This is a genomic window from Kitasatospora sp. NPDC040550, assembly GCF_055594965.1.
This window is the reverse complement of sequence record NZ_JBVIWC010000034.1, coordinates 1-20,190: the sequence shown is the minus strand read 5'-3', so window position 1 is coordinate 20,190 and position 20,190 is coordinate 1. Positions and strand designations below refer to the sequence as shown.

Below are 20,190 nucleotides of genomic sequence, written 5' to 3'. Positions count from 1 at the left end.
CGGATCCCCCAGGTGAGACCGCGGACGGTGGGGGAGCGGGAAGTCGGAGGGGCCGACTTCCTGTGCCTCCACCGGGGCGGTGCTGCGGTCAGCGGGCGTCGAACTCGCCGGTGCGGACGGCGGTGATGAAGGACTGCCAGGCGGCGGCGGGGAAGACGAGGGCGGGGCCGGAGGGGTCCTTGGAGTCGCGGACGGGCATGACGCCGGTGAACCCGTCGGCGACCTCGATGCACGCACCGCCGCCCCCACTATGGGAGCTCTTTCGCCAGGTGGTGATGCGCGTGGTGTCCATCGCGGGTTCCTCGTGATCGGGCCTACTGGGCGTCGAACTCGCCGGTGCGGACGGTGGTGATGAAGGACTGCCAGGCGGTGGCGGGGAAGACCAGGGCGGGGCCGGAGGGGTCCTTGGAGTCGCGGACGGGCATGACGCCGGTGAACCCGTCGGCGACCTCGATGCACGCACCGCCGTTCGCGCTGCTGTACGAACTCTTGCGCCAGGAGGCGTCGGTCAGGTCGACATCCACTCCAGGTCTCTCCTTACCGCTCTGATGAAAGCCAGCGATTCGGCTTGGCCGAGGGCCTCGACCGCCAACCGATCGTACTGCTTCGTCAAAGCGGCAATTGACTTGGTGTCACGGTCGATGTAGCCGCGAACCTCAACTTCGCCGTAAGCGAGAAGTTTACGGTTTGGCATGGTAAGGAGGTGCAGCATGTGGGTGAGGGGCCGGTGCTCGCCCAGGGAGAACGGCGCTACCTGGATGACTACGTGCGGACGTTCGGCCAACTTCTCAAGATGAAGCAGCTGTTCGATCATGACGTCGCGGCCGCCGACGACTTTCCTGAAACAGCTCTCGTCCAACACCGCGTGGATGAGGGGAGGCGGGGTCCGGTCCAGAACTTGCTGCCGGGCAAGGCGGAAGGCGATGCGCTCCTCGGCCAGTTTCTCGCTCGAAAAGCCTTGCATGACAGAGGCCCTCTGGAGGGCGGTCATATACGCCCGGGTCTGTAGGAGCCCGGTGATGAAGTCGTTCTCGAAGATCCTGATCGTTTCGGCAAGACCCTCATAGCGGGCGCACTCCGGGAAGCCCTCCAGGATCGCCGCATTTTTCAGCTGATACCACATCAGCAGCATCGTGCCGCCGGTGTCGAGCGCGATGTCCGCCAGTTCCGCGAGCCTGCGACTCGGCGGCCGGTGCGCAAGTTCGATGTAGGAGAGGTGCGACGGGGAGCACTCCAGGAGCGGGGCCAGATCCTCCAGCACCATCTTCCTGGCCTCGCGGAAGTTGCGGAGTTGGATCCCGAAGGGGGCCCAGGGGCTGGACTCCGGGTCAATCTTCTTCTTGTTCATGGCAGTTCCTCAACTTCCAAGGCGCCCGTAGGCAAGTCGCATGCCACTTCCGATGCTAAGCGACGCTGGGCCACCATGTGCAACAGAACGTGAAACTCCCATCGCAGAGAGTTCCCTTGCTATGACCCAAGACCAAGCCCCCCGCCTCCACGGTTACGGTGTCCGGTGGGACACCGAGGCCCGGTGCTACCGGGTGCGCAACGAGTGCACCGGGGCGTGGCTGTGCAAGCCCAATGGTGAGCGCAGCGGCTTCTCCTCCTTCACCGAGGCCTTCTCGGCCTGGCGCCTGTTCGAGGTGCACAAGCGGCCGGGGGAGTAGTGACCCTCTCCCGCGTCACCGCCGAGCAGCGCCGGCAGGCCGCCGCCGTCCTGGACGACCTCACCACCGTCCTCGCCCTGGGCCGGGTCAAGTTGCCGACCCTGGAAGTGGACTGGGACACCGGCCGCTCCACCTGCGAGTACCTGCTGCACCTCACCGCCCGCCCCCTCGACCTCCTGCGGATCGTGGACCTGCTCCGCAAGGGCCTGCGCTACGAGCGCCTCACGTATGACGACTGAACTCCTCGCCCGCCTGCTGTGGTGGGCCTGCTTCGCCCTCCTGTTGTTCTGCGCTCTCAGGAAGTGAACTCCCCGTGCACGACCCCCGCCTGCTCGCCAAGCCCCCCATCTGCCGCCTCGGCTGCCTCGTCCTGGTGCGCAACCAGCGCGGCGACGTCCTGCTCGTCGACCCGGACTACCTCGACGGCATGATCCTGCCCGGCGGCCCCGGCAAGGCCAACGAGCCCCCGCACCGCGCCGCCGCCCGCCACCTCCACGCCCAGACCGGCATCATCCTCAGGCTCACCCACGCCGTGGCGTTGGACTACACCCCCTCCGACCGCTACCTGGAGCGCTTCAACCTCGTCTTCGACGGCGGCACCCTGCGCGACGACCACCCCATCACCGTCCCGTCCCAGAAGCGCAGCCGCCTGCTCGGCGCCCGCTTCGTCCCCGTCCACGAACTCCCCAACTACATGGCCCCCTCCCAGGCCGCCCGCACCACCGAAGCCCTCACCGGCCGCGCCCTCCCGCTCCTCCTCCACGGCCAGCGCCCCGACTGAGACGAGCAGCAGAGGCGTTCCCCGGGCTCATCCCCGGCGCGGCCCGACCGCTCACCCGGTCGGGTGAGGGTCGCGCCGGACGGCGAGGTTCTGTAGCAGGCTCCTCCCTGGCTGACGCATCGTCAGCGAAACGCCGTCTCACGGAGAACGCCATGGCTTACCCGAAAGACCTCAAGTACACCGACACGCACGAGTGGGTGCGGCGCACCGGCGACGGCAGGGCCCAGGTGGGCATCACCGACTACGCCCAGCGCCAGCTCGGCGACATCGTCTTCGTCGAACTCCCGAACGTGGGCGACACGTTCGAGGCCGGACGGCCGTTCGGCTCCCTGGAGTCGGTGAAGTCGGTCAGCGAGCTCTACGCCCCGGTCTCCGGGAAGGTCGCGGCCGTCAACGGGACCTTGGGCGACGAGCCCGAGGAGGTCAACGCCGACGCGCACGCCACCTGGTTCATCGAGCTCGACCTGAGCAAGCCCGCCGAGCTGGACACCCTCCTCACGGCCGCCCAGTACGAGGCCCTCATCAAGCAGTAGGAGGGCCTGTTGGAAGCGCTCTCGCGTGCGGGTCGCCGTCACGCGAGCAGCGCCTCCAACTGCGCGAGCCGGCCGAAGAGGTCGGGCAGGCCGCGCAGGCCGTCGCGTACGGACTCGTGCGACAGCGCGAGGTCGGGGCCGGTGCCCGGCTCGACACCGGCGAGGCAGCGCAGGACGTTCCACCGGGTGTGCCCCAGCCAGCCGCCGATCATGTACGCGAACCAGCTCGGACCGAACGGCGGCAGTGCTGCGCCGCCCGCGACGTAGCCGTCGAGGACGGCACGGAAGACGGCGGGTCTGATGTCGTCGAGGCCGGGGCCCTTCGCGATGCCCAGCGCGGTCGAGCCGAGTTCGCCGGACAGGTCGAGCAGCCCGGACAGCTCCCAGTCGAGCAGCACCGGGCGGCCCCGGCGGGCGAGCAGGTTCCACGGCTGGACGTCCCGGTGGGTCAGCACGAGGGGGCCGGGCCGTTCGCAGGTGTCGAGGAAGTCGGCGATCGCCAGGAACGTCCCGACGCGGGAGGCGAGTTCGTCGGCCCACGGCTGTCCGGTCGCCGCCGCCCGCGCGGCGAGGGCGGGCCAGTCCCGGGGTGTGGCCTCCTCGACCGGCTCAGGGGTCCACGGGACGTCGAGGGCGTGCAGGCGCGCGAGGATCCCGCCGATCTCGAACGCGAACGCCTGCGGCACCGGCTCCTCCGGGACCTTCTCGCCCTCGACCCAGCGGTGCACGAGCGTGTGCGCGTCGGCCGCGACCGGCTCCGGCATCGGGACACCGGCGGCGAACGCCGCCCGCTCGAACCCGAACACCTCCTCGACCCGGTAGGGCCGGCGCCGGTCGGCGACGTTCAACTCCTTGACCGCGAAGGACCCCTGGTCGGTGTCGAGCCGGTACATCCGGTTGGCGAACCCGCCGTGGACACGGATCATCGGCCCGAGCGGCACGCCGAGGGGGGAGAGGTTCACCCGCGCATGCTAGTGCTGTGACCGCCTGGGTTCACCGGGTTTCTGCCCCGGGCGAAGGCTGGGGCAGATCGGATGGGGGCTGACGACCTGCTCACCCTCTCCCTTCGGTTCCTCGAAGTCGGCCAGGTAGCGGTTGAACAGCGCCTCATCCACGGTGACGGCGTTGGCACCCTCCACACCGCTCCGTACTGCGAGGCGGCGCTCCATCGGGCGCACCGGACTCTCCCGTGGACGCCGGCACCGGCCGGCGTCCACGGGGTGCCGGTGTCAGCGAGTGCTGAAATCGGCGTTCCAGGAGGCCGCGCCCGTACGCGCCAGGCCGACCTCGTTGTAGTCGCCGACCATGATCCGCAGGTGGTCGGGGGAGTTGATCCAGCCGTCGACGGCCGCGTCGATGGTGGTCGGCCCGTAGAAGGCGATCTCGCCGAAGCCCCGCCCGGTGTAGCCCAGGCCCGCCGCGATGCGGCCCGAGTCGCAGAAGTGGCCGGAGACCCGGCGCTGGTCCATCTGGTCGGCGTTGCACTGGGCGGCCTGGGAGAGCGTCGCGTTGAACCGCACCGGCGCCTTGCCGTACTGGGCGCGCAGGGCGTTCAGCCGGTCCAGGAAGCGCTGCTGGTCGGAGGTGACCGGGCCGGGGCCCGGACCGGGGCCGGTGCCGCCGGAGGGGACCAGGTCGAAGCGCTGGGACGCGCTGCCGTCGCAGCCCTCGACGGTGACCTCCCGGTCGAGGCCGTGGTACGTCAGGCAGCCGCTGCTCTGGGCGTTGCGCAGGTAGGTGCCGCCCTCGGCGGCGGTCTCCAGGGTCCACTGCTGGTTGGCGCCCGCCCACCAGTGGACGAACTGGGTGGTGCGGTTGTCCCGGGTGTCCATCTCCAGCACCCGCTCGGTGCCGTTGACGTTGCGGGCGAAGTCGACCCGGTCACCGGGCTTGTTGGATATCCAGAACGAGGTGGAGGCGTCCTGGTAGCCGCGGGCGACGATCCGCGAGCCCTCGCCGTCGGAGCTGGCCAGCGAGTGGTGGTTCTGGTGGTCCTGGATCGTGACCATCTGCTCGACCACGCCCGCGGTCGCGGCGTTCGCCGGCGCGGCCAGCAGCGTGGCACCGCTCGCGGACAGCGCGGAGACGGCGAACGCCAGGGCCGCCAGCCGGGTGCGGCGGCGGGCGCCCGTGCCCGGACGGCGGGTGCGAGTGGACGACGGGTGGGACACGGGGATCTCCTACGCTCGGTGGACCGCGTGCCGGCGGGCAGGCGGGGCGTAGGACAGGACAACAGCGCCGGGTAGACAACCGATCAACGGCCCGTCACCGCCGCCCCCAGCCCGCCGCCCGCCCCGTCACCGCCGCCCGCCCGCCATCGGCCACCGGCCCGCCCGCCACCGGCCACCGGCCCGCCCGCCACCGGCCCGCCCGCCGGCGCATCGGGGCAAAACCGTTTGGCACGGCGCGGCGGCCGCTGCTACCTTTCGGCCAGGCCGTGCGAGAGAACGAGGAGGTGGTACCCGTGAACACGACGACATGGGTGCTCTCCTCCGGGGTCACGGTCGGGCGATAGGTCGTCGCCCGGGAGCGCCGTTCAGCAGCTCTCCCGAAAGGCACGACCGTGCACTTCACCCCCTCCGCCTCCCTCGTCTTCACCGCCGAACAGCACCTCGCCGACGGCGTCCTGGAGCGTGAGTTCCTCCTCGGCGACACCCCCGGCACCCTGTGGACGCCGCCCACCGCCGCGCCCGCCCCGCTGATCCTGATGGCCCACAACAACGGCCTGCCCCGGCGCGAGCCCCGCCTCGTCGCCCGGGCCCGCTACACCGCCGCCCAGGGCTACGCGGCGGCCACCATCGACGCCCCCGGCTGCGGCGACCGGCCCCGCACCCAGGCCGCCGAGCAGGCCCGCGCCGAACTGCGCCGGGCGATGCGCGCCGGCGAGCCGACCGACGAGATCTTCGAAGCCCTCGTCGGCCCCCTCGTCGAAGCCGCCGTCCCCGAGTGGCGGACCACCCTGGACGCCCTCCTCACCCTGCCCGAGATCGCCACCGGCCCGGTCGGCTACTCGGGGTGGGCGGCCCTGGGCATCCGCCTGACCGCCACCGACCCGCGCATCGCCGCCGCGGGCCTGTTCGCCGGCGGCTACGTCCCCCGCGCCCAGCGCGAACAGGCCCGGCAGGTCACCGTCCCGCTGCTGTTCCTGCTCCAGTGGGACGACGAGGGCAACCCCCGCCGGCGCGCCCTCGACCTGTTCGACGCCTTCGCCGCCACCGAGAAGACCCTGCACGCCAACCTCGGCGGGCACACCGGCACCCCCGCCTTCGAACTGGAGGACAGCAGCCGCTTCTACGACCGTCACCTGCGGTAGGGCCGCGCCGCCGGGCCCCCGCCCACACGGCGCGGGCCCGCGGCGAACACCGGCTCGCAGCCCGTCAGTTCGCGGCTGGCCTCCCACAACCAGGCCGCCGCCCCCGGGTCGGCCAGCTGCTCCCACAGGGGTTCGGGCCGCGGCTCGCCGCGCAGCCCGAACACCCGCGGGCTCCACAGCACCGGGCCGCCGTGCACCCCCGGGTCCAGCACGGCCCGCACCGCCGGCCAGGCGGCGGCGTCCTTGCCCTGGACCACCAGGCCCAGCGGCAGGTGGGCCAGGTGCGCGCCGGTGGTACGGGCGTGCAGCGGCGGGCGCGCGGGGGTGAGGGCGTCGAGCGCCCCGCCCGGGTGGACCAGGACGCTCAACGCCGTACTGCCCGCGGCGCGCAGCCGGCGGCCGAGCTCGACGGCGAACAGCATCTGGGCCAGCTTCGAGCGGGCGTAGGCGCGCTTGGGCTTGTAGTCGCGGGCGCTCTGCAGGTCGGCGAAGTCCAGGCGCTCCGACTTGGCGGCGAAGCTGCCGGTGGTGACGATCCGGGCGCCCGGGGCGGCCGACAGCAGCGGGGCCAGGTGGGCGGTGAGCGCGAAGTGGCCCAGGTGGTTGGTGGCGAACATCAGCTCGTGGCCGCCCGCCGTGCTGCGGCGCGGCGGGTCGTCGAGGGCGATGCCCGCGTTCAGGACGACCGCGTCCAGACGCCCCGGGCGCTCCAGGTCGAGCGCGCCGAACGCGCCGGGGGCCGCCTCGACGGAGGCCGGGTCGGCCAGGTCCAGCGGCAGGTGCAGCAGCCGGGCGCCGGGCACGCGCGCGCCGATGGCGGCCACCGCCGCCAGGGCCCTGCCCCGGTCACGGCTGCCCAGGACGACGGTGGCGCCGGTGCCGGCCAGCTGCTCGGCGACGAAGTACCCGATGCCCGCGTTGCCGCCGGTGACCAGAACGGTCCTCCCCTCGGCGCGGGGCAGCCGGCGGACGTCCCACGGCGGGCTCTGGGGTACGGAGTTGGGCATCGGGTGCTCCCTGGGGTGTGCGGCGGACCGGGGGCGCGTCGATCACGCCCCGTCCCCGAGGTTCCCGCAGGCCGCTCACACCCCACCGGCAGACCGCTGTCCCCGCTGTCGGCCGACCGTCGCCGCCGTCGGCCGACCCTCCCCGCTCTCGGCCGACCCTCCCCGCCGTGCCCGGGCGGCCGCGCCGGGGCTCAGTCGACGCAGAACTCGTTGCCCTCGACGTCCAGCATCGGGATGCACGAGTCATGGCCGTCGTACAGCACCTGCACCTGCTGGGCGCCCAGCGCCTCCAGCCGTGCCGCCTCGGCCTTGAGCACGGCCAGCCGCTCCTCACCCACCAGCCCGGTGCCCACCCGCACGTCCAGGTGCACCCGGTTCTTGACGGCCTTGCCCTCCGGAACGCGCTGGAAGTACAGCCGCGGGCCCACCCCGGACGGATCGGTGCACGCGGACCAGGAATCCCGCTCCTCCGGCGCCCGGGAGGCCTCGTACTCCTCCCACGAGGCGAACCCCTTCGGCGCCGTCATGACGTAGCCCAGCACCTCGCACCAGAACCGGGCGACCCGCCCGGGCTCCGCACAGTCGAAGGTCACCTGGAACTGCTTGATCGCTGACCGCTTGATCACTGACATCCGGGCACCGTAGCAGGGCACACTCACGCGCTTCCCGGAATATCGGCCGTCACCGTCCAGTCCGCGGCCGGGCCGGCGCCACCGGGCCGGGCACCCAGGCCGCCCTCCCGCGTCTGCGTCAGGTACAGGTCGTTGTCGTTGAGGTCCGATGCCGAACGGACCCGGGACCGGCCGCCGTCCGCCACGCTCCACGCCGACTCCGTCGCCCGGCACTGGCCGTAGCGGATGCTCCAGTTGTCGCCGATGGCCACGCACCCCCAGGTGCCCTTCTCCGGGTCGAACGCCGCCACGTTCACCGCCGCACCGACCGCCCGCAACTCCCACCGCTGCCCGGCCGCCGCCGCCTCGCACGGCTCCAACCGCACCTGGGCGGTGCCGGCGACGTGGTGCAGACAGGTGCCGGCACGGGCGTTGCGCAGGCTGTACGTCACCGGCTGCTGCGCCGCGCGGGCGGCGGCGGCCGGGAACGGCGACAGCGACAGGAACAGTGCGGCGGCGAGGGCGGCGGCGGCCGCCGCGCGCCGGGAGCGAACGGGCATCGGGTGACTCTCCGTCGAGACGTGGTGCAGCGCTCAACGACCGGACGCACGGCCAGGAAACGAACCACCCCGCCCGACTCCCGGGCACGCGCAAGCGCGGGACGTCGGCCCGGCCGACGTCCCGCGCCGCGCTGCCGCCTACGCCACGGTGAGGGCGGCCGGCGGGCTCTGGTTCCCCCAGCGGTTGCTCACCACCACGTCCACCTGGCCGGAGACCCCGAACGGCACCTGGGCGTCGATCCCGGTGTCGGAGGTGACCGCGATGCCCGCCGCGCTGGTACCGGCGAAGGAGACGTCGTCGGCGCCGTCGAAGCCGCTGCCGGTCAAGGTCACGGTCTGACCCGCCGACGCCGGATCCGGGCTCACCGAGTCCACCACCGGTGACGGCAGGACGGGGTTGGAGGGGTCCAGGCAGACCGCGCTGTCCATGTCCACCGTCACCAGCTGCCTGGGCGCCCCCGAGTCCGTCCAGTTCAGGGTGATCGCCCCGTTCATGCTCTGCCGGTACTGCCAGGCCAGCGCCGCCCCGAAGCCGGAACCGGCCGGGTCGGGCGCGGTCTCGGCCGAGAGGTCGATCTGGGACGGCCCGCCGTCGACGACGCGGAAGGCCCAGACCGGGATGCTCCCCACCGCCGTCACCACCTGCTGCGCGGTCTGGAAGAACGAGCAGTAGACACCCGCCCGGAAGGCCGGCAGCTGCATCTGGGCGACCCAGGCGGTGACATAGGCCAGATGGGCCGTCGACAGGGTCCCGCCGGCCTCGATGTCGAGGTAGACGACGGAACCGGGCTCCAGCCCGGCGCTCTGCGCGAGTGCCCTCGCGTCGAAGGCGTCGGCCGTTCCCTGGGCGGCGGTCAGGACGTGCGAGCCCGGGCCGTCGGCCGCCTGCTGCCCGACGTACAGGGGTGCCAGGCCCCAGCCCATGCCGCGCAGCGTGGCCACCGTCGACATCCAGCTGGTGTTGGGCTGGCTGGGCGACGGGGCGAGGTACATCCCGGTGAAGGCCATCGGTGTCGCATTGAACATGGACTGCATGAGCGCGTCGCCGGGATAGTCCAGGCGGTCGAATCCGAGGTGCATGAGGGTCCCCGTTCTCGAAATCCCGTGGGGGACACGGCGGGTACGCGGGAACGGGGCCCTGCCGGACGGCACTGCGGCGGCCGCCCCGTCGTCCCGCTCGCCCACCCGGCCACCGACGGCGCGGAGCCCGCGGGCCGGCCGGCCCGTCCGGCCGTCCGGCGGTGGGATCGTCGGGTCGTCCCTTCCATTGAAGCACCGAGCGCACGGGTGCGGCACTGCGCCGAAGGGGCCGCCGGCCACCGCCCGCTACCGAGCGCGACCGCCGCCCATGCGCTGCAGCGCCTCGGCACAGGGCCTCGGCACGGCGCCTCGGCACAGGGCCTCGGCCGGGTCGGCGTGGCCGTAGGCGTGCACGGCGACCACGTCGCCCCCGCGCCCGGCCAGCAGCAGCGCGAACACCCCGGTGCCGCACCCGAGGTCCAGCACCCGGCGCGCGCCGAACTCCGCCACCATCGCCAGATAGGCGTCCAGGTCGCCGCGGTCGGGGTCCAGCGCGTCGTAGAGCGCGGCGAGCCGCGGATGCGTGAAGCACTCGTCAGCCAGCCGACCACCCTAAAGGCTGTCCCGTATTGAGATTTTGGACTGTGTGCCGTCGTGGGCCTGGACACACAGTGAGCGCCCGGGGGACGCTTTCGATCATGGAGTCCAATGAGGTGCTGTCTGAGGAAGACCTGTCCGCGATCGAGCGGCGCGTTGCCGCCGCCACTCCGGGGCCGTGGGTCGGCTGTATGGAGAGCCGGCATGGAATCGGCGGCACGAGTTTCATTCAGCTCCGCGCTGACGCGGAGAAAGACGACGAGATCTACCTGACTCGCGCCACCGGTGGCCGCGAGGTGGTCGGGGTGGACGCCCAGACCGACGCGGACATCGAGTTCATCGCTGGCGCGCGCCAGGATGTGCCGCGCCTGGTGAACGAGATCAGGCGGCTGCGGGCTGTGCTGGATGAGGCTCCTCCGGCTGACTGACCAGCGCGCCGGATGTGCCTCAGCCGGTTATGGCGAGGTTGTTAGGCCGCGATCGTCCTGTCCCGGGTGGGCACCAGGGTGCCGTCCACGATCAGTACGGTGTCCTGCCTCGGCCGCCGTGCGGGCGAGATCGCCAGTAACGGTGCGAGGTGGTCCAGCACCCGGTCCATGGCTGACTTCGAGATCCCGAAGAGCGGGGCGACCTGCCGCAACGTCAGGTTGGTCCGCCAGTATGCGGCTACCAGCAGCACCCGGTCCTCCAAGCAGAGCCGCCACGGCCGGCCGCGCTGCATGTCACCGCCACGACGGCGGACCAGCGTGACCAGCTTGCGGAACTGCAACTCGCTCAACCCCGAGAACGGCTCGATCCAGATCGGATCGCTCGCCGAGATCACCCCACCCATGCTGTGACCAACGCGGAACCGAGCCAGCAGTTATGGGACAGCCCTTAGGGGCGTGCCTGGCCCGCGCGTCGGCGGCGGAAACCCGGGTGACCCCGCCCGTCGCAGCGGCGACACTGGCGCCATGACCGCCCCCACGCCCCCGCCCCCACTGCTGCGCCCGCGCGCCCTGGCGCCCGGGGACCTCGTCGTCATCGCCGCGCTGTCCGGCCCGCTGTCGCCCGCCCACGAGCCCAACGTCGAGCGGACGGTGGCGGTGCTGGAGCGGATGGGATTGCGCGTGCGCCGGGCCCCGCTGCTCGCGGCGGGGCGCCGCCACTGGTGGAGCGCGGCCACGCCGGCGCAGATCGCCGCGGAGCTCAACACGCTGCTGCGCGACCCCGAGGTGCGCGCGATCGTCGCCAGTGACGGCGGGCAGACGGTGCTGGGCTACCTCGACCTGATCGACGTCGAGGCGGTCCGTGCCGACCCCAAGCCGATCCTCGGCTACAGCGACATCTCGCTGCTGCACCTGGTGCTCCACGCGCGCACGGGCCTGGTCGGCTTCCACGCCGACATGGCCGTCCCCGGCTTCGGCGGGCACTGGCCGTGCGCGTCCGCGGCGCGACAGGCGCAACTCGAGGAGCTCTACGCCAGGTTGCTGACCGGCACCGGGGCGATCGGCGCGCTGCCCGCGAGGGATTCGTGGGAGTGCTGGCGTCCCGGCCGTGCCGAGGGGCCGCTGATCGGCGGGGTGATCAACCGCATCGTGCTGGCGCAGGCGACGCCGTTCGCGCTGCCGCTCGAACGCTTCGACGGCGCGGTGCTGTTCTGGGAGGAGATGGGCGGCCTGGCCTCCTACGTGTGGAGCTACCTCCATGTGCTGCGGCACAGCGGCATCCTCGACCGGATCGGCGGCATGGTCGTGGGCGTTCCGCGCGAGATCGGCGGACTGGAGCCCGGCGCGTCCCCCACCCTGCGCGAGATCGTCCTCGACGTCCTGGGCGAGCGTGACATCCCGGTCCTGGGCAACGTCGACTTCGGCCACGCCGGCCCGAACCTGCCGCTGCCGGTGGGCATCCGCGCCGGCCTCGACGCGCGGCGGCGCACGTTGGCGCTGCTCGAACCGGCGGTGGGTGCGCGGCCACCGCGCCGGGTGGCGCTCAACTAGCCGTGTTCCGTCGTCGGTTCGGGCGATTGCCGTATCCGCCTCGGCGCCGGGAGGATCCTCCGTGGAAGCACCGCTTCGTGGCGGTGCGCCCGAAACGAGAGGATCGCTCCATGCGCCGCCGGTTCTTCGCCCTCGTCCTGCTGGCCTCCGCCGGGATGCTCGCCCTGGCCGTCCCCGCCCAGGCCGCCACCGGGCTCCTGGTGGTGAACGGCGTGCCCCACGAGAACCCGCAGCGCGGCTGCTACCCGGCCACCTCTCCGGTGCGCGTGGAGAACGTCACGAACTCCACGGTCCTGGTGCACGCCGCCGCGAACTGCCGGGGCCCGGTGACGCTGGAGGTGGAACCCGGGCAGTCCGCCACGGCCTTCGGGACGAGCTACTTCGTCGAGTGACCCGGTTCCGCTTCCGTGGCCCCGGCCGCCCGTCCCTCGAACGGCCTCACCGTCGGCTGCCGGGTACCGCCGTCGTCGAGCCCGGCGATGACCCTGAGGTCCGCCTCGGACATGTCCAGGGCCCCGGCGATCAGGCGGACCAGCGGCAGGTCCGGGTTGTCCCCGCGGCGGAGCATCCGGACGGTGGGGATCGACAGTCCGGCGCCCCTGGCCACGTCCCTGACCGGAATCCCGCGCAGTTCCATCAGCCCGGTGAGCACCCGTCCGAACGGATGCGGCTCCGGCCGGCCGGCAGGGGAGACGGCCGGGCCGATCACCACGTCACCGACCTTGGCCTGGAAGCGGACCAGCCGGTCGCCCCTGAACCCGACCTTCGCGACGAACGGCAGGCTCTCGCCGTCGCCGGAGACGACCGTTCCCGGGACCGACACCTCGGCGAACCTCACGGCGGGATCGCGGCGGTGGTCCCCGGTCTCCACGGGAGTCCCCGGCTCGACGCGGTCGACCCTCCAGTCGCGGTTCCACCACGGAAGGTCCCGCAGCAGCCCGTTGAAGAACGGCGGTAGGACGGTCACGTCCACCGGGTCCGGAGGATGCTTCTGTCCACCCCAGATGACGCCGGGCCAGTACGTCAGGGCCGCGATCACGTTCGCCGTCAGTGGGCGGTCGGTAGTCTCCACGGCCACACTCTCCCACCGCTCGACAGCTCAGTCGCCCGGAGCCCCCGGCCGCTCGTCGGGGCGCGTGGGTTCGAGGGCCGCCGGGTCCGCGCGGCACTCTCCTGCCGGCGCTCTCCTGCCGGCACCGTGTGCGGTCAGTGCCAGGGCCGCAGGTCGTCGCGGAAGGCGGTGGCGGTGCCCGCCAGGCGCCAGGAGCGGCTGTGCCGGGAGAAGGTCCAGGTCTCGGGCGCGGTGCGGGTGGCGTCGATCCAGGCGGCGAGTTCGGGCAGGGCGCCGTGCCGCAACGCGAGGCGGGCGGTGGAGCGTTCGGCGGCGGGCAGCGGGGAGACGCCGACCCGTACGGTCGACCACCAGGCGGGGTGGAAGCCGCCCACGCCGTAGTTGGAGCGCACCGGCGGGATCCACTCCACGTGCAGCAGGGTCCCGTCCCCGCGGGGGCGGCTGCCGAAGTCCAGGCGGACGGCGTCCGCCCGCTCGGCGCCGAGCGCGCCGCGCACGTCCGTGGCGGTGAGCGGCCACGACAGTCCGCTCGGCAGGCGGCGGTTACGGGAGGGCACGGCCCGAGGATGGCACGCGCCCGGGCCGGGGCGCACCCGGATTCGCGCGGCCGGCGAGCCGCCAGGGGCCGGTGATCCACGCGGTGCCGGTGATCCACGAGGGGGCGGTGATCCACGAGGGGCGGTGATCAACAGCGGTCGGCGGGCGCCTAGGGTCACCCGCATGTCCAGGACCACACCGCCGCGCCCGCTCGATGTCGAGGCGCTCTTCCCGGAGCTGACGGCCCACCGGGGCACCACCACCCGCCTCCACCCGCGCCCGGGGCGCCCCGACGCGACGGTCGGCTCCGTGGGCGGCCCGCTGCTGTGGCCCTGCGACGAACCCTGGCCGGTGTGCACCGACCCCCACGACCACGGGCGCGGCCACCGTCCGGCCGACATCCACGAGCGGCGCCGCATCCTGGCCGCCGCCTGGCGCCGGGACCCGGCCACCGGCCCCACCGACGAGGAGCGCCGGCGGCTCAAGGAACTCGAACGGCGCCACCGCGTCGAAGGGGCCACCGCGGCCGACCCGCTGCCGCTGATCGGCCTCGCCCAGCTCTACCGGGCGCAGATCCCCGACCTGCCGGCCGGCCCGGACGGCTGCGACCTGCTCCAGGTGTTCTGGTGCCCCTTCGACGCCCACGGCCCCGGCCGCACCGGCATGCTGCTGGACCTGCGCTGGCGCCGCTCCTGGGAGGTCACCGACGTGCTGACCGACCCGCCGCGGCCCGAGGTCGTCGGCTACGAGGGGTACCTGCCGGAGCCGTGCGCGCTGCACCCGGAGCAGGTGGCCACCTACCCGTTCGCCGGCCTCCTCCCGCAGGACCTGGGCGAGCGGATCCACGCCTGGGAGGAGGCGCGGGAGCAGGAGGCCGAGCAAGCGGCGGACGCGGACGGGGACGGGGACGGCGAGGAGCCGGTGGGCTACCAGTACGACCTGTCCATCCCGCCGGGCTGGCGGGCCGGCGGCTTCGCCTCCTGGCACCTCACCGACCCGGCCCCGATGGACTGCCCGGCCTGCGCGACCCCGATGCACCTGCTGCTGAGCGTCGACAGCTCCGAGTGGGACGGCGGCACCGGCAGCTGGAGGCCGCTGGAGGAGGAGCAGGACCCGCACTCCTCCAGCAGCCCGACCGAGGTCACCGTGGGCCGCTGGGGCGAGCTCAACGTCTTCGCCTGCCCCGACGACCCCGCCCACCCGCACCGCTGGAGCATCCAGTAGGACTTCAACGGGCCAGGTACGACCGGCTGCGATGCGACAGGACAGCCGGAGCGCGACAGCCCCACGCGGAGGGGGCGACCTCGGTGACAGGTCGCGTGCCGGGGGGAGGGCTGTCGCGCGTCGGCCCGTACGCCGGGCGGGCCGTACGGGCGGGCCGTTCTGGCACAATCGACCGCATGTCCGAACAGCAACCCCCGGATCCCCTGCGCGAATTGGCGGCGCTCCACCCCTCGGCGGCGGAAGCCGGGTCGGTGTGCGAGGCCCTGCGGGCGGCGGCCGAGCGGGCGGGACACGTCCTCGCCGTCGAACCGGCCGAGGCGCCGGGCCTGGGCCTGCTGGGCGCGAGGGCGCACGCCGAGGGGCGGACCGCGTACGCCACGCTGCTGCGCGAGAACGAGAACGAGAACGAGAACGAGAACGAGAACGAGAACGAGGGCGCGGGCGCGGGCGAGGGCGACGGGGGCCGGGTGCTCGCGGTGGACTGCTGGGGCTACCAGGCCTGCGCGGCCACGGGCAGCACCCGGGACCCGGCCGAGGCCGCCGACGTGCTGCGCGCCTGGGTCGGGGGCGCCGGGGTGGACGAACTCACCGCCCGGTGGCCTTTCCTGCGCACCCACGACCTCGCCGAGGCCGACCAGCGCGGCGAACGGGAGATCGTCGCCCGGCGCTGGCAGGGCCGGCTGCGGGGCCCCGCGCGGGGGAGGGCCGGCGAATGGCGCAGGCTCGCCGTGGCCGCCCATGCCGAGCCCCGGTTGCGGGTGCTCTCGCCCGGGCGGGCCATGTACTGGTTCACCCTCAGCCGCCGCGCCACCCCGCCGATCAGCCAGGACCTGCCGCAGACCAGGCCGCTGGGCCGCGGCCGCTACGAGGTGACGCACGCCGACGGGCGGGCGCGGACGGTGGAGGGCGCGGCGGCGGCCGTCGCGGCGATCCTGGAGGGCCTGCCCGGTGACCTGCGGTGACCGGGCAGGACCGTGGCACACTCGGCCGCATGCCCGAACTTCCTTCCGAGAACGCCGACATCCGCACCGACACGGACTCCGACACGGACTCCGGCACGGACACCGACACTGACACTGACACGGACCCGCTGCGCGCGTACGCGGCGCTCTACCCCGAGGTGGTGGCGGCCGGCTCGGTGCGCGCCGCGCTCCAGGCGGCGGCCGACCGGGCGGGCCTGGAGCTGGCCGTCGAACTGACCTCCTCGCCGGGCTGGCGCCACGTGGCCGCGAAAGCCGAGGCCGAGGCCGACGGGCGTTCGGCGACCGTCATCATCACGCGCGGCGAGGAGCGGGTCTTCCTGGTCGACTGCTGGCTCGGCAGCATCCACATGGCCAAGGGCCGGGCCCTGGAGCCGGCCGACGTCGCCGCGGTGTTCCATGCCTGGGTGCGGGGGAGCGGGGTGCGTGAACTCACCGCCCGGTGGCCCTTCCTGGAGACCTGGGACCTCGCCGAGGCCCACGAGCGCGGCGAGGCCGAGGCCGTCGCCGCGCGGTGGCGGATGATGCAGCGCGGCCCCCTGCCCCACCGGGACTCCGAGCTCCTGGACCTGATCCGGGCCGCCCACGCCCAGCCGCAGCTACGGGCCCTGTCGCCGGGGAAGTCGATGTGCTGGTTCACCCTCAGCCGCCGGGCCGCGGACCCCGTCGTCCGGGACTTCCCGCGCACCAGGTCGCTGGGCGGGGGCCGCTACGAGCTGATGTTCGCCGACCGCAGCGTGCGGGTGGTGGAGGGCGCGGAGGCCGCCGTCGCGGTGATCCTGGACCAGCTGCCCCCTGACCTCACCCCCTGACCTCACCCCCTGACCCGCCGCTGGCCGGGGGCGCGTGCCCGCTGCTCACCCGGCCTGGCGGGCCAGTTCGGCGTTCGCACGCTCGGTGATCACGGCCAGCGCCCGGCCGGCGGCGGCCAGGTCCGCGTCCGGGATGCCCGCGTACAGGCGGGCCGAGATCCGGGCCGTCTCGGCGCCGGCGCGCTCGTACAACTCACGCCCGGCCTCGGTGAGTTCGAGCCTCCCGTCCGGGCGCTCGGCCAGGAGGGCGGCCGCCGTCAGCTCGCCGACGACGGCGCGCACCGCCGCCTCCGGGGCCTTGAGCGAGCCGGTGACCTCGGCGACGAGCTCGCCGGCCCCGACCGACCCGCCCGCGGCGGTGACGGCGCGCAGTGTCACGTTCTGTTCGAAGGTGGCGCCGTGGCGGGCCAGGACGCCCTCCACCAGGGCGCGGGCGGCGTAGTGGGCCAGGGCGATGGAGCGGGGGTTGAGCACGGGGGCGGTTGCGGTGGTGGTCATGACTGGTGCTGCTCCTCGTCGTCGTCGGTGTGCGGGGCCAGCGGTACGTCGAGCAGGGCCGTCAGCTCGCGGGTGAACTCCCGGGCGCGCGGGCTGCGTTGGCCGCCGAGCGGTTCCAGCAGCTGCTCCAGCAGGCCCTGGATGACGGTGACCGCGCGGCCGGTGACCTCGCGGCCCTGCTCGGTGAGCGAGAGCTGCATCGCGCGCGGGTCCTTCGGGTCCCGGGTGCGCTCGACGAGTCCGGCGGCCTCCAGGGCGCGGGCGAGCTTGGAGACGTAGAGGGCCTCCAGGCCGGTGTGGTCGGCGAGTTGGCGCTGACTGGGGCGCTGCCCGGTGCGCGCCAGGCCGTACAGCGAGCCCAGTAGCGCGTACTGGGCGTGGGTCAGGCCCAGTGGCGCGACCGCCCGGTCGACGGCGACCCGCCACTTCATGGACAGGCGCCAGACCAGGAATCCGGCGGTGGCGCTCTCGACTGCCTCGCTCATGACGGATACCGTACATGGCTACTATGTCCATGGCTACTGTTTTCCCGGCCGGGCACAAGGGGAGCCGGACACCCCTCGCCCTCGGCTCGACCGCCGAACGCGCCTGCCGGATCTGGCAGTTGACGGCCACTGAGCTCCCCGCCGCGCCGGAGGCCGTCCACGACGGGAGCCGCTACGGCCTCGACGCCGGGGAGCAGGGGAGCCGGGAAGCAGGGGAGCAGCTGATCGCGCTCCTCGCCGGGCTCCCCGACCCGGTTGCCGCCGTCCTGCAGCCGCACTCTCCCGCCCACGGTGGCGGGCACGTGCAGGGCCTGCGGGGCGCGCTCGCGCACCAGCGTGTCGGGGCCCTCGGCGACGGTCGGCGACAGGTGGCCGCCGCGAAGCAGGAAGCTGCCCCTCCAGCGGGCGGCCTTGCCGCCGAGGCCGTCCCAGGTGATCGTCCAGCCGCCGTTGCCGCCGCCGTCCGTGCGCACCTCGACCGTGCCGGCCGTCGGCTTGCCCTGGGAGCTGCGGGAGTTCACCTTCCAAGTGCCGCGCACGAAGGCGTCGAAGGCGCGGTCGGCGATGGTGGGCTTCGCGGCGTCCGCGACCGAGGTGGGGCCCTGGGCGGCGCCGTCGCCGCTCGCCCTGCTCCCGGCCCCGTCGCCGTTCGTGTTGCCGGAGCAGGCGGCGACCAGCGCCGCACCGGCCCCGAGGGCCAGGTGGCGCAGGGCGTTGCGGCGGCCGGCCTATGACGCGGGCGGCGGTGCCCGGATGACGGATGCTCGTGTGCTTCCCGTTCGACGCGCGGTGCGCGGCGTGCGGCGTGCGGCTGATCGAGACGGGGCGTGTAGGCGACCAGCGCCCCCGGCCGCCCTCCGGTGTCCGGGTCGGAGGGCGGCCGGGCGGCCGGGGTGGCAGCCGCGAAGGCCCGCACCGGTACGGGCCTTCGCGACTCCCGGAGACGGGCTACCCCCGCCCGGCCCCGCCGCCACGCCGGGGCGGGGTGGTTCACCCGAACGGGATCCGCAGGCCTACCGTTCCCGCACCCGCCGCAGCCCGATGTCGGACACCTCGCCCAGGTGGCCGAGCTTGTCGGGGTTGGACACGGAGTGCAGCGCCCGGATCGCGCCGTCGACGATGTGCAGCTCCAGGACGGAGGCGACGCGCCCCTGCGGGTCGTAGGAGACCGCGCCCGGGCGGCCGTTGACGATCGCCGGGTGCAGGGTGATGCCGAGTTCGCGGCCGCGGCCGAAGCCGAAGGCGAGCAGGTGGGCGACGCGCGCCCGGCCGGTGACCGAGCGGCCGACCGCCTGGGCCTTGCCGCCGCCGTCCCCGTGGAAGACCACGTCGGGGGCGAGCAGGTCCAGCAGCTGGGTCAGGTCCCCGCCGGCGGCCACCGCGAAGAAGCGGCGCGCCAGTTCGTCGCCCTCCGCCCGCCGGGCCGTGGGCGCCGGGGCCTGCGCGCCGCCGGTGGCCAGGCGCTTGCGGGCCCGGGCCAGGATCTGACGGCAGTTCGCCTCCGACTTGCCGGTCAGCTCCGCGACTTCCGGGTAGCCGTAGCCGAAGGCCTCGCGCAGCAGGAACACCGCCCGCTCCACGGGGGAGAGGGCCTCCAGCATCAGCAGCAGGGCCATCGACAGCGAGTCGGCCAGCTCGGCGTGCTCGGCCGGGGCGTCGCCGGGGCGCTCGGCGAAGGCGACGACCGGCTCGGGCAGCCACTCGCCGACGTAGGACTCGCGCCGCACCCGCGCCGAGCCGAGGTGGTTGATGCCCAGGCGGGTGACCGATGTGGTCAGGTACGCCTTGAGGTTGGTGACGGTGGTGCCCGCCCGCTGGGCGCGGGTCAGGTTGAGGAAGGTGTCCTGGACGAGGTCCTCGGCGTCGCCCACCGAACCCGTCATGCCGTAGGCGATGGAGAACAGCAGCGGCCGGTACCCCGCCGCCTCCGTCGCTCCCCTCGCGCCCGCCGCTGCCGCCATGGCCACCCGTCCCGTCCCCGGCGCCGCCCCGGCCCGGGGTGGCGCGCGTCACCGCGGGCGGCTGTCACGGGCCGCCCGGCCGCCCTGTCCCAGAGGGCAGCAGCGGACAACGTACCGAGGAGAACGAACACCATGAACCCTGCCCTGTGGACCGTCACCGCCCTGCTGGCCGCCGCCTACCTGCTCGGCGGCGCCTTCAAGGTGCTGGTGCCCAAGGAACGGATCGCCGCCGCCGGGCGCAGCGGCCGCTGGGTCGAGGATTTCAGCGCGGCGGGGGTGCGGGCGATCGGCGCCCTCGAAGTCCTGGCCGCCTTCGGCCTGGTGCTGCCCGCGCTGCTGCATGTCGCGCCGGTGCTGGTGCCGCTGGCCGCGCTCGGCCTGGTGCTGCTGATGGCCGGCGCGGCGGCGGTGCGCCTGCGCCGCCGCGAGTACCCGCTGGTGGCGGTGGACGCGCTCTACCTGCTGCTGGCCGCCTTCGTGGGGGGGGGGGGGGGGGGGGGGGGGGGGGGGGGGGGGAGAGAAGAGAACGCCCCACCCCACAAAAAACAAAAAA

General features: G+C 73.7%; 27 protein-coding genes and 2 pseudogenes. 12 read left to right on the top strand and 17 right to left on the bottom strand.

From position 1 onward, the window contains the following. Nucleotides 1-88 precede the first annotated feature (88 nt). The 3 genes from ACZ58X_RS35205 to ACZ58X_RS35195 are packed head-to-tail and all read right to left on the bottom strand — an operon-like array spanning nucleotide 89 to nucleotide 1,348. Nucleotides 89-292 carry a DUF397 domain-containing protein gene (locus tag ACZ58X_RS35205; protein WP_470337642.1) on the bottom strand — a complete coding sequence of 68 codons (204 nt, stop codon included), beginning with the start codon at nucleotides 290-292 and terminating at the stop codon, nucleotides 89-91. Nucleotides 293-314: 22 nt separating this feature from the next. Beyond that, entirely contained in the window at nucleotides 315-524 is a 210-nt protein-coding gene (locus ACZ58X_RS35200) for a DUF397 domain-containing protein (RefSeq protein ID WP_470337641.1), read from the bottom strand. Beyond that, nucleotides 509-1,348: a helix-turn-helix domain-containing protein gene (locus ACZ58X_RS35195; protein ID WP_470337640.1), complete on the bottom strand. Its 840-nt coding sequence runs from the start codon at nucleotides 1,346-1,348 to the stop codon at nucleotides 509-511. Before ACZ58X_RS35195 ends, ACZ58X_RS35200 begins: the two co-directional genes overlap by 16 nt. 121 nt (nucleotides 1,349-1,469) lie before the next feature. Here ACZ58X_RS35195 and ACZ58X_RS35190 point away from each other — a divergent pair, with 121 nt between their 5' ends. The 4 genes from ACZ58X_RS35190 to gcvH all read left to right on the top strand — a co-directional run bounded on the left by ACZ58X_RS35190 (nucleotide 1,470) and on the right by gcvH (nucleotide 2,981). Further along, a complete protein-coding gene (locus tag ACZ58X_RS35190) occupies nucleotides 1,470-1,667 on the top strand; it encodes a hypothetical protein (protein ID WP_470337639.1) in 198 nt (65 codons plus the stop codon). After that, nucleotides 1,667-1,906, top strand: coding sequence for a hypothetical protein (locus ACZ58X_RS35185; RefSeq protein WP_470337201.1), 240 nt, complete (start codon nucleotides 1,667-1,669; stop codon nucleotides 1,904-1,906). The genes ACZ58X_RS35190 and ACZ58X_RS35185 overlap by 1 nt, the downstream gene beginning before the upstream one ends. A 74-nt stretch (nucleotides 1,907-1,980) precedes the next feature. After that, on the top strand, nucleotides 1,981-2,448 hold the full coding sequence (locus ACZ58X_RS35180; protein ID WP_470337638.1) for an NUDIX domain-containing protein: 468 nt from the start codon (nucleotides 1,981-1,983) through the stop codon (nucleotides 2,446-2,448). 152 nt (nucleotides 2,449-2,600) lie between these two features. After that, nucleotides 2,601-2,981, top strand: coding sequence for a glycine cleavage system protein GcvH (gene gcvH, locus ACZ58X_RS35175; RefSeq protein ID WP_470337637.1), 381 nt, complete (start codon nucleotides 2,601-2,603; stop codon nucleotides 2,979-2,981). Between the two features lie 38 nt (nucleotides 2,982-3,019). On the opposite strand, the gene ACZ58X_RS35170 is transcribed toward gcvH, so the two are convergent. Together ACZ58X_RS35170 and ACZ58X_RS35165 are read right to left on the bottom strand one after the other, a co-directional pair. Next, on the bottom strand, nucleotides 3,020-3,943 hold the full coding sequence (locus ACZ58X_RS35170) for a phosphotransferase family protein (RefSeq protein WP_470337636.1): 924 nt from the start codon (nucleotides 3,941-3,943) through the stop codon (nucleotides 3,020-3,022). A 267-nt stretch (nucleotides 3,944-4,210) separates the two neighbouring features. Continuing rightward, nucleotides 4,211-5,152, bottom strand: a complete 942-nt coding sequence (locus ACZ58X_RS35165) for a CAP domain-containing protein (protein ID WP_470337635.1) — start codon at nucleotides 5,150-5,152, stop codon at nucleotides 4,211-4,213. Between the two features lie 392 nt (nucleotides 5,153-5,544). Here ACZ58X_RS35165 and ACZ58X_RS35160 point away from each other — a divergent pair, with 392 nt between their 5' ends. Next, nucleotides 5,545-6,294, top strand: a complete 750-nt coding sequence (locus tag ACZ58X_RS35160; RefSeq protein WP_470337634.1) for a dienelactone hydrolase family protein — start codon at nucleotides 5,545-5,547, stop codon at nucleotides 6,292-6,294. On the opposite strand, the gene ACZ58X_RS35155 is transcribed toward ACZ58X_RS35160, so the two are convergent. The 5 genes and pseudogenes from ACZ58X_RS35155 to ACZ58X_RS35135 all read right to left on the bottom strand — a co-directional run. Beyond that, the gene (locus ACZ58X_RS35155; protein WP_470337633.1) at nucleotides 6,282-7,301 is read right to left on the bottom strand and encodes an SDR family NAD(P)-dependent oxidoreductase; all 1,020 of its coding nucleotides are present in this window, start codon (nucleotides 7,299-7,301) and stop codon (nucleotides 6,282-6,284) included. The two genes, ACZ58X_RS35160 and ACZ58X_RS35155, sit on opposite strands and share 13 nt — an antisense overlap. Nucleotides 7,302-7,492: 191 nt before the next feature. Continuing rightward, complete coding sequence (locus ACZ58X_RS35150) at nucleotides 7,493-7,933, bottom strand: VOC family protein (protein WP_470337632.1); 441 nt, start codon at nucleotides 7,931-7,933, stop codon at nucleotides 7,493-7,495. 23 nt (nucleotides 7,934-7,956) lie between these two features. Beyond that, nucleotides 7,957-8,472: a hypothetical protein gene (locus tag ACZ58X_RS35145; RefSeq protein ID WP_470337631.1), complete on the bottom strand. Its 516-nt coding sequence runs from the start codon at nucleotides 8,470-8,472 to the stop codon at nucleotides 7,957-7,959. A gap of 138 nt (nucleotides 8,473-8,610) precedes the next feature. After that, the gene (locus ACZ58X_RS35140; RefSeq protein WP_470337630.1) at nucleotides 8,611-9,552 is read right to left on the bottom strand and encodes a glycoside hydrolase domain-containing protein; all 942 of its coding nucleotides are present in this window, start codon (nucleotides 9,550-9,552) and stop codon (nucleotides 8,611-8,613) included. A 261-nt stretch (nucleotides 9,553-9,813) separates the two neighbouring features. Next, a pseudogene (locus ACZ58X_RS35135) lies at nucleotides 9,814-10,095 on the bottom strand (methyltransferase domain-containing protein); the annotation flags it as partial. Nucleotides 10,096-10,190: 95 nt separating this feature from the next. Between ACZ58X_RS35135 and ACZ58X_RS35130 the strand changes: the two are divergent. Beyond that, on the top strand, nucleotides 10,191-10,517 hold the full coding sequence (locus tag ACZ58X_RS35130; RefSeq protein WP_470337629.1) for a hypothetical protein: 327 nt from the start codon (nucleotides 10,191-10,193) through the stop codon (nucleotides 10,515-10,517). A gap of 47 nt (nucleotides 10,518-10,564) precedes the next feature. Here the strand turns inward: ACZ58X_RS35130 and ACZ58X_RS35125 are convergent. Then, nucleotides 10,565-10,921 (bottom strand): annotated as a pseudogene (locus ACZ58X_RS35125) (transposase family protein); the annotation flags it as partial. A 121-nt stretch (nucleotides 10,922-11,042) separates the two neighbouring features. Between ACZ58X_RS35125 and ACZ58X_RS35120 the strand changes: the two are divergent. Continuing rightward, nucleotides 11,043-12,068, top strand: a complete 1,026-nt coding sequence (locus tag ACZ58X_RS35120; RefSeq protein WP_470337628.1) for a S66 peptidase family protein — start codon at nucleotides 11,043-11,045, stop codon at nucleotides 12,066-12,068. Nucleotides 12,069-12,178: 110 nt separating this feature from the next. Then, nucleotides 12,179-12,460, top strand: coding sequence for a hypothetical protein (locus ACZ58X_RS35115; RefSeq protein ID WP_470337627.1), 282 nt, complete (start codon nucleotides 12,179-12,181; stop codon nucleotides 12,458-12,460). On the opposite strand, the gene ACZ58X_RS35110 is transcribed toward ACZ58X_RS35115, so the two are convergent. Both ACZ58X_RS35110 and ACZ58X_RS35105 read right to left on the bottom strand, forming a co-directional pair. After that, nucleotides 12,445-13,140, bottom strand: coding sequence for a helix-turn-helix domain-containing protein (locus ACZ58X_RS35110; protein WP_470337626.1), 696 nt, complete (start codon nucleotides 13,138-13,140; stop codon nucleotides 12,445-12,447). The two genes, ACZ58X_RS35115 and ACZ58X_RS35110, sit on opposite strands and share 16 nt — an antisense overlap. Nucleotides 13,141-13,274: 134 nt before the next feature. Then, a complete protein-coding gene (locus tag ACZ58X_RS35105; protein WP_470337625.1) occupies nucleotides 13,275-13,697 on the bottom strand; it encodes a hypothetical protein in 423 nt (140 codons plus the stop codon). 163 nt (nucleotides 13,698-13,860) lie between these two features. Between ACZ58X_RS35105 and ACZ58X_RS35100 the strand changes: the two genes are divergently transcribed. The 3 genes from ACZ58X_RS35100 to ACZ58X_RS35090 all read left to right on the top strand — a co-directional run bounded on the left by ACZ58X_RS35100 (nucleotide 13,861) and on the right by ACZ58X_RS35090 (nucleotide 16,693). Further along, nucleotides 13,861-14,901 carry a hypothetical protein gene (locus ACZ58X_RS35100; RefSeq protein ID WP_470337624.1) on the top strand — a complete coding sequence of 347 codons (1,041 nt, stop codon included), beginning with the start codon at nucleotides 13,861-13,863 and terminating at the stop codon, nucleotides 14,899-14,901. A 176-nt stretch (nucleotides 14,902-15,077) separates the two neighbouring features. Then, a complete protein-coding gene (locus ACZ58X_RS35095) occupies nucleotides 15,078-15,863 on the top strand; it encodes a DUF6193 family natural product biosynthesis protein (RefSeq protein WP_470337623.1) in 786 nt (261 codons plus the stop codon). Nucleotides 15,864-15,892: 29 nt separating this feature from the next. Next, nucleotides 15,893-16,693, top strand: a complete 801-nt coding sequence (locus tag ACZ58X_RS35090; protein ID WP_470337622.1) for a DUF6193 family natural product biosynthesis protein — start codon at nucleotides 15,893-15,895, stop codon at nucleotides 16,691-16,693. 45 nt (nucleotides 16,694-16,738) lie between these two features. On the opposite strand, the gene ACZ58X_RS35085 is transcribed toward ACZ58X_RS35090, so the two are convergent. From ACZ58X_RS35085 to sigJ, 4 genes are all read right to left on the bottom strand, one after another. Then, nucleotides 16,739-17,191, bottom strand: coding sequence for a MarR family transcriptional regulator (locus tag ACZ58X_RS35085; RefSeq protein WP_470337621.1), 453 nt, complete (start codon nucleotides 17,189-17,191; stop codon nucleotides 16,739-16,741). Then, on the bottom strand, nucleotides 17,188-17,676 hold the full coding sequence (locus tag ACZ58X_RS35080) for a MarR family winged helix-turn-helix transcriptional regulator (protein WP_470337620.1): 489 nt from the start codon (nucleotides 17,674-17,676) through the stop codon (nucleotides 17,188-17,190). Before ACZ58X_RS35080 ends, ACZ58X_RS35085 begins: the two co-directional genes overlap by 4 nt. Then, the gene (locus tag ACZ58X_RS35075; protein ID WP_470337619.1) at nucleotides 17,673-18,197 is read right to left on the bottom strand and encodes a hypothetical protein; all 525 of its coding nucleotides are present in this window, start codon (nucleotides 18,195-18,197) and stop codon (nucleotides 17,673-17,675) included. Before ACZ58X_RS35075 ends, ACZ58X_RS35080 begins: the two co-directional genes overlap by 4 nt. 492 nt (nucleotides 18,198-18,689) lie before the next feature. Further along, the gene (sigJ, locus tag ACZ58X_RS35070) at nucleotides 18,690-19,637 is read right to left on the bottom strand and encodes an RNA polymerase sigma factor SigJ (RefSeq protein ID WP_470337618.1); all 948 of its coding nucleotides are present in this window, start codon (nucleotides 19,635-19,637) and stop codon (nucleotides 18,690-18,692) included. Nucleotides 19,638-19,769: 132 nt separating this feature from the next. Between sigJ and ACZ58X_RS35065 the strand changes: the two genes are divergently transcribed. Then, nucleotides 19,770-20,190, top strand: a 421-nt coding sequence (locus ACZ58X_RS35065) for a DoxX family protein (protein ID WP_470337617.1), incomplete at its 3' end; no start/stop codon positions are given.